This window comes from Pseudomonas sp. DSV-1 (assembly GCF_035830915.1).
Taxonomy (GTDB): Bacteria; Pseudomonadota; Gammaproteobacteria; order Pseudomonadales; family Pseudomonadaceae; genus Aquipseudomonas.
In genome coordinates, this window is sequence record NZ_JAYMYG010000003.1 from 1 (window position 1) to 11,790 (window position 11,790).

An 11,790-nucleotide genomic window follows, 5' to 3' on the forward strand; every position below is an offset into this window, starting at 1 on the left:
ATGCGTGATTTGATGGCGGAACTCAAGGAGCTGCGCCTGCACGGCATGGCCACGGCCTGGGCGGAGTTGACTGCGCAGGGTGAGTCGAACACAGCCTCGTCCAAGTGGCTGCTCGAACACCTGCTGGAACAAGAGCACACAGATCGCGCCATGCGCTCGGTGAGCCACCAGATGAACATGGCCAAGCTGCCGATGCACCGCGACCTGGCCGGCTTCGACTTCAGCGCCTCCAGCGCAGACGCTCGTTTGATCAGCGAACTGGCCAGTCTGGCCTTTACCGACACCGCGCAGAACGTGGTGCTGATCGGTGGGCCTGGCACCGGTAAAACCCACCTGGCCACTGCGCTGGCCGTGTCCGGCATCACCCGGCACGGCAAGCGCGTGCGCTTCTACTCCACGGTCGATCTGGTCAATCTGCTGGAGCGCGAAAAGCACGACGGCAAAGCCGGGCGGATCGCCCAAGCTCTGCTGCGCATGGATCTGGTCATCCTCGACGAACTGGGTTATCTGCCCTTCAGCCAGGCCGGCGGTGCGTTGCTGTTTCACCTGCTATCCAAGCTGTACGAACACACCAGCGTGGTGATCACCACCAACCTGAGCTTCGCCGAATGGTCGAGCGTGTTCGGCGACGCCAAGATGACCACCGCCCTGCTGGATCGGCTGACCCACCACTGCCACATCGTCGAAACCGGTAACGAGTCCTATCGCCTGCAACACAGTAGCTTGGCGGCCCAGGCCAAGATCAAATCACGGGAGCGAAAGCGTAAGGGCGGCCAGGAACCGGAGGACGATGAGCCGTTCTGATTTCATGGCGACGACGGCCTGCTACATGGCTGCGTGTGGCAGGTCTTAAACAACTGAACTGGGCTAGCGAAGGAGTGGGGGCAACAGCAGCTGCGCTGGTAGACTTATCCACAGTTGCTGGTAACAAAATCAGCAATCCGCCCTGGGTCAAATTTCAATCGGCAGGGTGGGTCAATTTTCCATCAGCGCCAACACACTAAGCAACCATCAGAAAATTTTGACTGTACGCCAAAAAATTCGCATCTACCAGCATCTAAACAGGCGTTGTTGATTATCATAAAACACTGACACTGTATTATATAATCGTGCTTTTGTGTTATTTTTTTAATATTTACTGATTACGTACTTGCTTAACCACTCAGTTGCGCTAGAACTAATAGACGCGAAATTTAAATCTCTAATTTTCCAACACTTAGTAAAACCTCGTTTGCCATCCCACTACCATTGTAGGAGCAAATCAGGAGACATAAAAAATTAGCGGTAGCGTGCCTGGCCCTCTAGATAAGTATTGGAGACTGTAATGAAGTTTGAAAAGTCACAGACAGCAATCGACCACCTGACTCCCGAGCAACACCGAATTACCCAGGAGGCGGGCACCGAAAGGCCCTTCACGGGCGAGTACAACGACAACAAGGAGCCTGGCATCTACGTCGACATAGTGTCGGGAGAGCCACTGTTCGCTTCGACGGACAAGTTCGATTCGGGTACTGGCTGGCCCAGCTTCACCAAGCCGATCGTTTCGGCAAACGTGAACGAGGTGCGGGACAGCGCACACGGCATGGTCCGGACGGAGGTCAGGTCAGTACACGCAGACAGTCATCTCGGCCATGTGTTCCCCGATGGTCCTTCCGACCGCGGCGGTCTGCGGTACTGCATCAACTCAGCGTCCCTTCGCTTCATCCCGCGCGACGAGATGGAGTCCGAGGGATACGGTGAATATCTCGATCAAGTAGAGGAGGCTTAACATGCATCAGCGCGCTGTTCTCGCAGGAGGATGTTTCTGGGGCATGCAGGATCTGATCCGCAAGCGGCCCGGCATCATCTCGACCCGTGTGGGTTACACGGGCGGCGATATTCCGAACGCCACGTATCGTAATCACGGCACGCATGCCGAGGGGATCGAGATTGTCTTCGACCCGACAGTGACGAGCTACCGGAACATCCTGGAATTCTTCTTCCAGATCCACGATCCGACGACGCTGAACCGCCAGGGCAATGATCGTGGGCTCTCCTACCGGTCGGGCATCTATTATGTCGACGAGGAGCAGAAGCGCGTCGCCGAGGATACGATCGCCGATGTGGATGCCTCGGGGCTGTGGGATGGCAAAGTGGTGACCGAGGTCCAGCCGGTCGGCGAGTTCTGGGAGGCCGAGCCCGATCACCAGGATTATCTGGAGAAGCGCCCGGGCGGCTACACCTGCCACTTCGTCCGTCCCGGCTGGGTGCTTCCGAAGCGCCAAAAGGTTGACGACGTACAGCCAGCGGCCGGGACCGCGGCGGAATAGGCTTCACTGCCGTTGCCACTGCGCCGATCCGGTCCGCAATCTTCGTGACCGCGTCGTTCAGCGACGCGGTCATCGAACCCTACTTCAGAGTGACGGCTCGTTCCAGTCAGTCGCCATCGCAACACCAGGATCGCAGATTTATGCCAGACCTCTCGTCCTTTCCGATCACGCAGCGCTGGCCGGCATCTCATCCCGATCGCCTGCAACTCTACGCAGCCCCTACGCCCAATGGCGTCAAGGTCTCGATCATGCTTGAGGAGACTGGCCTGGCGTACGAGCCCCACCTGATCGACATCTCGAACAACGAGTCGAAGGATCCGGCGTTCGTGTCGCTGAACCCGAACGGACGCATACCGGCGATCATCGATCCGGCTGGCCCTGACGGTAGACCCATCGCCTTATGGGAATCCGGTGCGATCCTCCTCTATCTGGCCGACAAGACGGGTCAGTTCATCTCCACCGAACCAGGCCAGCGTTACGAGACCCTAGCGTGGGTGTTCTTTCAGATGTCGGCCATCGGGCCGATGTTCGGTCAGCTCGGCTTCTTCCTGCGATTTGGCGGCAAGGACTATGAGGACAAGCGGCCGCAACAGCGCTTTATCGACGAATCCACGCGTCTGCTGGGGATTCTGGATCGCCGGCTGGAAGGCCGCGACTGGATCGTCGACGACTATTCGATCGCGGACATCGCGACGCTCGGCTGGGTGAATGCGCTGGTGGAATTCTACGCTGCGGGTGACATCCTTGGCCTCAGCAGCTTTTCGAACGTCCGCGCATGGCTTGGACGCGGGCTGGCTCGACCGGCCGTCCAGCGTGGCCTCCACATTCCCGCGAGGCCAGCATGAGCATCATCGCCGCCTATTATTACAACGAAGGCAAGCGAGTTCGCGAAATCGCGCTCGATGAGCACGTCAAGTTGGGCGAGAGTCGCTCGGGCTTCTGCTGGATCGCGCTTAGCGAACCCACCCCCGAGGAACTACTCGCGATCCAAAGGACATATAATCTTCATCCGTTGGCGATCGACAACGCGATGCACCCGCTGTGCCCGCCCAAGCTCGAGGTCTACAACGATGAGTTGTACGTCGTCGCGCAGACCGCCGAGCTGGTCGGCGACCGGATCAGCTACGGCAAGATGGCGATCTTCACCGGTCACAATCACCTTATCACCGTGCGGCACGGCAATGCCGGAGCGCTGGGCAAACTTCGGGAGCAACTCGAGGCATCGCCGACGCAGTTCGGCAAGGGTGTCGACTATGTGCTGCACGCGATCTTGCATCGCGTGGTCGACCAGTATCTGCCCATCTTCGAAATGATCGAGGACGACGTCCTGGCGATGGAGCGACGGTCGCTGCACGATTTCCTCGGGCCAGAAGAGGTGGCGCGAATCTTCGAACTAAGGTCCGAACTCACGCGGTTCCAGCGCACGCTCGGGGCTATGGCCGAGCTGGTGCGAAAGCTCGTTCGCGGCCACTTTCCCTGCATCAGCGCCGAAATGACACCATATTTCCACGACGTCGCGGACCATGTCCACCGCGTGCAGTCCATGGTCGACGGCCTCCTGCTTGTCCTGTCCACGGTCTTTGAGGCCAGCAGCCTTCTTGAAGCGCAAAGGACGGGGGTGATCACCCGCCAGCTGGCGGCTTGGGCGGCAATACTGGCAGTCCCGACGGCGATCGCTGGAATATACGGCATGAACTTTAAGCACATGCCGGAGCTGGACACGGCCTACGGATACTTTGTCGTGCTCGGAGTGATAGCGATATCGTGCGTTTTCCTATTTGTGCGCTTCAAGAAGGCTAAGTGGCTGTGAATACTGCCCATCGTTTTCTTCGCCGTCATCTGACGGTTACAGCGGGCCTTATACGGAAGCTTGTCCAATCCAACTCAAGATGAAGGTGCGTCCATGACATAGCAGCTGACCGACGCTCTACAAGCAGTTCAGTCCTTCATCGCCAAGGGCTAAGACCGCGAATAGCGCGTCAAGGACAGCAATCTCGTCGATCTCGAGCCAGGATCAACCATCGGTCCGTGCGGCATCTGCGTCGACGCGGCGTTTCGCCTCGGAAGCGGTGATGATGGCGATAACGCCTCCACCCTCTACGCGATCACCGATCCGGCGACCGAGCATAAGGGCCTGTTGATCGACGTGTTCGATGAAATCTGCTACCGCGACCCAGTTCAAGAGTCGGGACCTCAATGTAGAAGAAGTTGACTAACGAGCATTCGCGTCATCCGATCAAGCAAGCTGGAGACATTTATGAAAGCCATTGGTTACAAGGTTCCGGGACCCATCGCCGCGGATGCCGCGCTGGTCGACATCAATCTGCCTCGGCCTGTCGCTGCAGGATACGATATCCTGGTTGAGGTGAAGGCCGTCTCGGTCAACCCGGTCGACTACAAGGTCCGCAACAGCACGCCGCCGGCAGATGGCGATTGGAAGGTGCTGGGATGGGATGCCGCCGGGATTGTGCGCGAGGTCGGCCCCGACGTCACGCAGTTCGAGTTAGGCGACGAGGTCTATTATGCCGGATCGATCACACGGCCCGGTACCAATGCGGAGTTCCATCTCGTCGACGCCCGGATTGTCGGTCACAAACCTGCGTCGCTCTCCTGGGCGGAAGCGGCGGCGCTGCCGCTGACGACGTTGACGGCCTGGGAGGCGATGTTCGACCGCCTGGACGTGGCGAAGCCCGTACCCGGTGCGGCGGAGGCGATCCTCATCATCGGTGGCGCGGGCGGGGTTGGGTCGATCGCCGTCCAGATCGCGCGACAGCGCACGGACCTCACCGTCATCGCCACAGCCTCTCGACCGGAAACCCAAGAGTGGGTAAGAGGGCTTGGAGCTCACCACGTCATCGACCATTCTCGTCCGCTCGCGCCACAGATCGCCGAACTCGGCATCGGTGCTCCCGCTTTCGTCTTTTCGACCACACATACCGAGCAACATGTCGCCGACATCGCCGAACTGATCGCCCCACAAGGACGGTTCGGACTGATCGACGATCCCAAGGCATTCGATATCATGGTTTTCAAGCGCAAGGCGGTGTCGATCCACCACGAGCTGATGTTCACGCGGTCGATCTACGGCACGCCCGACATGAATGAGCAGGGCGAGATTCTGGATGCGATGGCAGCGCTGGTTGACGACGGCAAAATCCGCACGACGCTGACCCGGCGACTGTCGCCGATCAATGCCGCCAATCTGAAGACGGTGCATGCACTGATCGAAAGTGGCGCGGCTAAAGGCAAGATCGTCCTCGAAGGCTTCTAACGACCGCGATCGCCAAACATCTTGTCCAACCTCAAAAAGCCGAACGGGTTATGCCCCAGCGATGAGAATCCCATGACCAAATCTATTGCCACCGCCTCGATCAACCGCGAAACCGCAGTCGCCCTCATCGACGCGGCGCTCGCTGCGGCCCGTGCCATCGGCATCCCGGCTGCCGTCGCCGTCGTCGACGCCACCGGTAACCTGCGCGCGTTCGAGCGCACCGACGATGCGCCGTTCCTTACCGTCGATGTTGCCATCGACAAGGCCTGGAGTTCCGCCTCGTTTGGGTTCCCGACCCATGTCTGGAACGACTATGTGACCAACGATCCAAAAGTGGCGCCGCTAGCCTATCGCCCTCGGATGGTCGCTGTCGGCGGCGGTTATCCGATTCTGGAGGATGGGAAGTTGATCGGCGGCATAGGCATCTCCGGAGGCAACTATCAGCAGGATCAGGATGCGTGCGTCGAGGCACTCATGAAAATCGGGTTCCAGTTGCCAGCCTGACGACTGTGAGGCCATCACCGGTGGTAATGGCCAACAGATCCAACCTTTGAGAGGCCTAATGATGGAAGCGTTCGTCGTCTTTACGCGGGAAGAAACCAGCGACCCACATGCACTCGCAACCTATTCTGCAGGCGTCGGACCATCGTTCGATGGTCACGACGTTACCTTTCTCGCCGCTTATGGCGCGATCCAGCATTTGGAGGGGCCGCCCATCGAAGGGGCCGTAATCTTGCGTTTCCCGACGATGCAGGCCGCTCGCGACTGGTATGACAGTCCCGCCTACCAAACCATCGCTGCTCAACGCTTTGCCGGTTCCCGTTACCGCGCCTTTATCATTGAAGGGCGGCGGTGACATACCGACAGAAGCACTTCGGCGCTGACCACGAGGTATCGGCGTGTGAACTCGCATCTTGGGAATCTGTGGGGGGGACCAAGACAGCGGCGCTAGGGGCTCATATCGTCGATCGGATCAGAGAGTTGCTCGGCGAGAATGGGTTATCTATTGCCGAGCTGACGGAGCGGAGCCGCCCTCTCCCAACGGATTGATTCAATCGTTGACGCTCCTCCTATCCGGATCCGGGTTTTCGCACGCTGATCAACAGAGTTACAGCGCGCAACGCCTGTAGTGGGCATCAGGGGATGGGTGGCAATCAGGATGATTGCCCACCTTCCAACGATTAACCTTGCTCAAGTTGCTTCACTAGTCGCTCCGCGTCGAGATGGAAGTCCGAGAAAACAATGCTACCGCCAGCGTCGATAACCGTAAACCACGGAGTTCCTCGTGTGCGGTAGTCTTCCATGAAGGTTGGAAACGGCGAGCCGGTCGGTTGCTCGTCGTGACCGAAAACGATAGGAAGCTCATACTTGAGCTGGTTCACGCGCAACTTCTCGAAGGTATTCTCATGCGTTCCTTCGAAGACGGTCTGGATCACTGCGAACCCCACGTCTTTTGAGCTCAACGCTGCATGCAACTTTTGTAGCGTCGGAAACCCATGCAAATGGCAACCTTGGCACCAATGCTGGAAGGCAAACAAGATTTTCGGGCCGGGCCCGATATCTGACAGTTTGAACGGCGCGATACTTTCCCCATCTTTGCCAATCCATTTTTGCACCCGCAGCTCAGGCGCTTGTCGTTCGATCTCGTTCATCTGATCCTCCAACCCCGATACAGAAGCTTAGTGGATGATCGCGCGTCGCGACGGTGCGCGAACGTCCGACCTTATTTTCCCTATTTCCTGAAGCCAGAATAGATCAGATCGACATTTCGTCCTTAATATACTCAAGCTGCCGGCGAGCGCGAACTGGGCAACCATGCGCTGGTGAGCCTTGAGCTTTGCACGCTGCCCATCCGTTTGAGAGCGAACCTGCAACTTCCGCTCCGCATACCGCAGATCAGCGTACGCAGCCTTGGGGTTATCTACCCTATAGCCATTGGGTATTGGGAATCATGCTGGCCTGACGCTATGTTCGATACGCGATTTTTTACGATGATAGAGCATCTGTATCTGATTTTTAGTCGATTGGCTTATTCGGCGGATGTGCGGGCAAATGCTTTACGCAGAGTACTGAAATGAAGGCCGGCTTCGGTCTGCCGTATCGAGCAAGAGGGGTCACTATGGTCACCAGAGGTTTCACCGGTCGCGGTTCAGGCGACCAGTCCGATCGGATTCCGCCAGGTCAGCATCTGGTGGAGGATTTCCCTGTTCTGTCGGCCGGCCCTACGCCGAGGGTAGAGCCCTCCGACTGGAAATTCACAGTCAAAATTGGTCCGAAGCCCGTCAAAACGTGGAATTGGGGCGAATTCAACACTCTACCAAAGACCCAGGTGACAAAGGATATTCACTGCGTCACCTCTTGGTCCAAACTGGATACCGTTTGGGAGGGTGTACTCATTGAAGACATCCTTGCAGATGCAGAGCTTGATCGGCCTACCGATTTCGTCTTGGCGCACTGCTACGATAATTATTCGACAAACGTCCCTCTGACGGATCTGCTTTCCGGGAAAGCGATGGTCGCCCTCAGTTATGCGGGCAAGCCACTTTCCCGCGATCATGGGGGGCCGGCGCGTCTTCTAGTGCCGCACCTTTACTTCTGGAAATCCGCCAAATGGGTGAATGCGCTGCAATTCACGACGCGTGACGAGGCCGGCTTTTGGGAGCTGCACGGCTATCACATCTACGGCGATCCGTGGCGCGAACAACGATACACCCATGACTGAAAACGAAGCGCAAGTCCGTTCGTGGCAATCATGCGTGATCGACGACATCATCCAGCAAACACCGAGTATCAAGAGCTTCTTCCTTCGGTTGAGCAAGCCGTTCGCGCACACCGCAGGTCAGCACGTCGATATCCGGCTGACCGCGCCCGACGGCTACAGTGCAATGCGCAGCTACTCGATCGCGTCATCGGCAGTTTCGACCCCGATCGTCGAGATAGCTATCGAGCGCATGCCGGATGCCGAAGTTTCGCCGTTTTTTCACGACATCGCGGCGATTGGTGACGAAATCGAAGTTCGCGGTCCGCTCGGTGGCCATTTCCTTTGGCCTGAGCCTGCCATAGATCCGGTTCTGTTGATCGGGGGAGGCTCCGGCCTCGTGCCGTTGATGGCAATGATCCGGCAGCGCCGCGCATTGGCCCAAGCCGTTCCGACAGCGTTGCTCCTGTCCGCACGAACCGCCGAGGACGTTCTCTTCTCAGAAGAACTTCATTGCATCGAAATCAGCGATCCGGCGTTCGTCCTGGCGCTCGCGATTACGCGCGAGAAACCGGTTCGCGCATCGGACTTTGCGCGACGGATCGACGGCATGATGGTCCAAGAAATTCTAACCAGGCTTCAGGGAAAGCCGACGCAAGTGTTCGTCTGCGGGTCTAACGGATTCGTCAACATCGCAACCGATAGCGCGCTGCTGGCGGGCTTGGACGCCTCCATCATCAAGACGGAGCGCTACGGGGGCTAGCGGCGCGAGCTATCTCACGTCGCGCCGATCGTAGACGTGCGCCCTGGGAAGCTTTGGCGATCAACGTGAACCGTTTTGCCGAACACAGTCTTCGTACCCCCCGGCCTCTAGAACGCCTTCGCTCGCGATACCTGGCTCGACATCAAGCTCAATTTGAAAGTTCCTGCACTATCCGTCGTCCTGATATGCTCGACCAGCATGATGGGCGATTCGAGCGGGACCGCTTCCGTCCCAATCGAGGCTCGGTTACCTTAGAGCATCGGCTCGGCGCTACAGGAGGCGCGTGCGGCCTCTGCCTGGCGGTGAAAGCACTTTGGGCCATGTCGCCTGGATAGCGGCCAATCGTCAGCATCTGCTCCGATGTCGGCCAAGGTGCAGTCGCCATCTTTGAACGCCGCGAATTGGAGATCAACGCCATGACAGCGATCCGCGTGCAACTGCCGGAGATGCAATATGACAACTGATGTATTGCTGTACACCACGAATTGGTGCCCGTTCTGCCGCCGAGCGAAGGCGCTCCTCAAGGAAAAGGGCGTGCGATGGAAGGAGCTCGATATTGAGGCGGATCCGGCTCACCGGCAGGCCATGGCGGAAGCGTCGGGGCGAAGCTCCGTGCCGCAGATCTTCATCAATGGCACCCTTATCGGTGGCTCCGATGAGCTATTCGCGCTCGATGTCAGAGGCGAGCTCGACAAACTTCTCGGGCGCAACCCGCCTGCCACCTGAGGAGGTGCGGCTTGGGGCAGCCAGCCCGCGAGCCTTCGCCGGTTGATGAATACAAAAGGAGAGTCCGTTGGTCTCAGCCATCTGGAAAGACACTACTATCGCCACAAGCGACGAAACAGTCATCGTCGAGGGAAATCACTACTTCCCACCGTCAGGAGTCGACCTGAGCCTGCTTGAGATGAGCCCGCACACATCTGTCTGTCCGATCAAAGGCGCCGCGCGCTTCTTTCATGTTCGCGCGGGTGACGCGCTCAACGTGAACGCCGCTTGGACCTATCCCGCCCCCACTCCGGATGCCGAGGGTATCCGGGATTACATCGCTTTCTGGAAAGGCGTGGACGTTGCCTAGCAGACTGGACGGACGACTTCGCTGATAGCCATGCGGGCGCCGACATCTCAATTATCCTGCCCACCCCGGGCCTCGTCGGCTGCAGGAATCTGCCCGGCACCTTAGCGCGACCCGGCACTGGCGGTCTCGCACCCGCCGCGCCTCTGTTCTATCAATAAGGATGGATGACATGGAGCATTCCGAGTTCGATGCCGCTTTCGCGAAGCTTGCGGAGGGATACAGAGAAGGGACTTATGAAGGCCGGCGTTTCAGCTTGATCGTCCGGCGATCTGGGGACGGACGTCGCAACAGTCTGTTCGCCAGGGAGTTGGACGGGACTGACATTGTCAGCTTCAACCTCTTCCGCGTTACATCAGATAGGACATTGTTGAAGCCGTGCGAAATGTCCGCCGAAAAGGTCGTAGCGTTCGTGCTGGAGTTCCGACCGGACACCTGACGGGCAGAAGAAGATCCCGGCCAACCGGCGCGCCTGCGACGGCCGGCTATCTAAGGCTGCGCAAGCCTATAGCCGCAGCTCATTGCACTTCGTCTGGCGAGGAATTCAACATCGATACGTCGCCATCCGCGGGGATATCGGTACAGGCGCCCGTGTAAGCCAGATTGAGAAATCCTAAGCGATGACTAACACCAATGACGCCACCCTTCCGACACATTCTATTCTTGAGGAATGCACAGCGATGGCTGTCGTCAACGCTCTGAAGATTATTCTGAAGAACAGCTACGCGATCTACCTTAAGACAAAAAATGCCACTCGGGCGCATCCCGCCCCTACTTCAGGGACTTTCACTTGCTTCTCGCTCTGTCACTCACAGCATCGGCACGCCCATGACGCATGGTATCCAGGCCTCATAATTTTCCCATATAACCTTCTTGTCTTTTGCGCACCCAGAAAGACTCGAGGCTTTAACTGGACAGATGAGCCCTCGAGGGTAGTGTTCACCTGATTGGCTTTCTCATATCTGATGTTGATTCGCACAGTGTGCCAACCAGGTGATAGTTTCAAAAAACCTGCGCTTCAGAGCGAATTAGACGATCTTCGATAAGAGCGATCCGCCTCAAAATCCAAAACATCTAACATTGTCCTAGAGCCATATTTGTACCTAGTACTATGGCGCTCCCATTAACACATTTGATGATGCACAGAAAACTTAGCTCATGATAGCTTTCAGCTAACAGCTATTCGGAAGCCCGAAAGGATTCAACCGTTTAAGCGTGAACCGTCGATTATAAATACTTTCGTAAGTTAGCTTTAAAGGACGCTTTTAGTCCTTGTAAATACGCATTACGACTCCACAGCTACCAAATCCATACGGCGCCAGCAACCATTAAAACACCCGACACTACTAAAACAATAGTAGAGGCGCGATTGCTGCCTTTCAAAGTATGACCAACACCCACATCCATAACTAGGTGTCGAATTCCGGCTACGAGATGATAAATAAATGAAGAGTATACCAACCAGAAACTAACTTTGCCGAAAGGTGAAGAAAAAATCTCCTTGACTTCATTAAAACCCTTTTCTGACTCCAACGATTTGCTCAGCATATACAGTATCAGTCCCAGAAAAATAAAGAGCATAATTCCTGAAATCCGGTGCAGAATCGATGTAAGCGCCGTGAGAGGAAGCTGAATGGTTCGAATATCAAGATTAACCGGCCGCTTTTTATTCATTTT

General features: G+C 57.1%; 16 protein-coding genes. 13 read left to right on the forward strand and 3 right to left on the reverse strand.

From position 1 onward, the window contains the following. The 5 genes from istB to VSQ83_RS26325 form a co-directional block, all read left to right on the forward strand. The coding region (gene istB / locus VSQ83_RS26305; RefSeq protein ID WP_010454871.1) for an IS21-like element ISPst3 family helper ATPase IstB at positions 1 to 804 on the forward strand (804 nt) is incomplete at its 5' end. Between the two features lie 520 nt (positions 805 to 1,324). Beyond that, positions 1,325 to 1,768: a peptide-methionine (R)-S-oxide reductase MsrB gene (gene msrB / locus VSQ83_RS26310; protein WP_003464965.1), complete on the forward strand. Its 444-nt coding sequence runs from the start codon at positions 1,325 to 1,327 to the stop codon at positions 1,766 to 1,768. Position 1,769: 1 nt separating this feature from the next. Further along, positions 1,770 to 2,309 carry a peptide-methionine (S)-S-oxide reductase MsrA gene (msrA, locus tag VSQ83_RS26315; protein ID WP_003464967.1) on the forward strand — a complete coding sequence of 180 codons (540 nt, stop codon included), beginning with the start codon at positions 1,770 to 1,772 and terminating at the stop codon, positions 2,307 to 2,309. 140 nt (positions 2,310 to 2,449) lie between these two features. Next, positions 2,450 to 3,154, forward strand: a complete 705-nt coding sequence (locus tag VSQ83_RS26320; protein WP_003464969.1) for a glutathione S-transferase N-terminal domain-containing protein — start codon at positions 2,450 to 2,452, stop codon at positions 3,152 to 3,154. Then, on the forward strand, positions 3,151 to 4,119 hold the full coding sequence (locus VSQ83_RS26325) for a magnesium and cobalt transport protein CorA (protein WP_003464971.1): 969 nt from the start codon (positions 3,151 to 3,153) through the stop codon (positions 4,117 to 4,119). Before VSQ83_RS26320 ends, VSQ83_RS26325 begins: the two co-directional genes overlap by 4 nt. 204 nt (positions 4,120 to 4,323) lie before the next feature. On the opposite strand, the gene VSQ83_RS26330 is transcribed toward VSQ83_RS26325, so the two are convergent. Next, entirely contained in the window at positions 4,324 to 4,491 is a 168-nt protein-coding gene (locus tag VSQ83_RS26330; RefSeq protein WP_016487060.1) for a hypothetical protein, read from the reverse strand. Between the two features lie 75 nt (positions 4,492 to 4,566). Here VSQ83_RS26330 and VSQ83_RS26335 point away from each other — a divergent pair, with 75 nt between their 5' ends. The 3 genes from VSQ83_RS26335 (at position 4,567) to VSQ83_RS26345 (ending at position 6,436) form a co-directional block, all read left to right on the forward strand. Continuing rightward, complete coding sequence (locus tag VSQ83_RS26335) at positions 4,567 to 5,580, forward strand: zinc-binding alcohol dehydrogenase family protein (protein WP_002118279.1); 1,014 nt, start codon at positions 4,567 to 4,569, stop codon at positions 5,578 to 5,580. 72 nt (positions 5,581 to 5,652) lie between these two features. After that, positions 5,653 to 6,084: a GlcG/HbpS family heme-binding protein gene (locus VSQ83_RS26340; RefSeq protein ID WP_005006001.1), complete on the forward strand. Its 432-nt coding sequence runs from the start codon at positions 5,653 to 5,655 to the stop codon at positions 6,082 to 6,084. Between the two features lie 58 nt (positions 6,085 to 6,142). Then, positions 6,143 to 6,436: a DUF1330 domain-containing protein gene (locus tag VSQ83_RS26345; protein WP_010591688.1), complete on the forward strand. Its 294-nt coding sequence runs from the start codon at positions 6,143 to 6,145 to the stop codon at positions 6,434 to 6,436. Positions 6,437 to 6,761: 325 nt separating this feature from the next. Here VSQ83_RS26345 and VSQ83_RS26350 read toward each other — a convergent pair whose 3' ends face one another. Beyond that, positions 6,762 to 7,232, reverse strand: a complete 471-nt coding sequence (locus VSQ83_RS26350) for a TlpA family protein disulfide reductase (protein WP_003464979.1) — start codon at positions 7,230 to 7,232, stop codon at positions 6,762 to 6,764. A 422-nt stretch (positions 7,233 to 7,654) separates the two neighbouring features. Here VSQ83_RS26350 and VSQ83_RS26355 point away from each other — a divergent pair, with 422 nt between their 5' ends. From VSQ83_RS26355 to VSQ83_RS26375, 5 genes are all read left to right on the forward strand, one after another. After that, entirely contained in the window at positions 7,655 to 8,302 is a 648-nt protein-coding gene (locus VSQ83_RS26355; protein ID WP_002118288.1) for a sulfite oxidase-like oxidoreductase, read from the forward strand. Further along, positions 8,295 to 9,041 carry a ferredoxin reductase gene (locus VSQ83_RS26360; RefSeq protein ID WP_002118292.1) on the forward strand — a complete coding sequence of 249 codons (747 nt, stop codon included), beginning with the start codon at positions 8,295 to 8,297 and terminating at the stop codon, positions 9,039 to 9,041. The genes VSQ83_RS26355 and VSQ83_RS26360 overlap by 8 nt, the downstream gene beginning before the upstream one ends. A gap of 453 nt (positions 9,042 to 9,494) precedes the next feature. Beyond that, the gene (gene grxC / locus VSQ83_RS26365) at positions 9,495 to 9,767 is read left to right on the forward strand and encodes a glutaredoxin 3 (protein ID WP_005005995.1); all 273 of its coding nucleotides are present in this window, start codon (positions 9,495 to 9,497) and stop codon (positions 9,765 to 9,767) included. A 67-nt stretch (positions 9,768 to 9,834) separates the two neighbouring features. After that, positions 9,835 to 10,116, forward strand: coding sequence for a DUF427 domain-containing protein (locus VSQ83_RS26370; RefSeq protein WP_003464986.1), 282 nt, complete (start codon positions 9,835 to 9,837; stop codon positions 10,114 to 10,116). 169 nt (positions 10,117 to 10,285) lie between these two features. Further along, positions 10,286 to 10,552, forward strand: coding sequence for a hypothetical protein (locus VSQ83_RS26375; protein ID WP_003464988.1), 267 nt, complete (start codon positions 10,286 to 10,288; stop codon positions 10,550 to 10,552). 860 nt (positions 10,553 to 11,412) lie between these two features. On the opposite strand, the gene sdhC is transcribed toward VSQ83_RS26375, so the two are convergent. Then, the gene (gene sdhC, locus VSQ83_RS26380; protein WP_005005993.1) at positions 11,413 to 11,787 is read right to left on the reverse strand and encodes a succinate dehydrogenase, cytochrome b556 subunit; all 375 of its coding nucleotides are present in this window, start codon (positions 11,785 to 11,787) and stop codon (positions 11,413 to 11,415) included. Positions 11,788 to 11,790 lie beyond the last annotated feature (3 nt).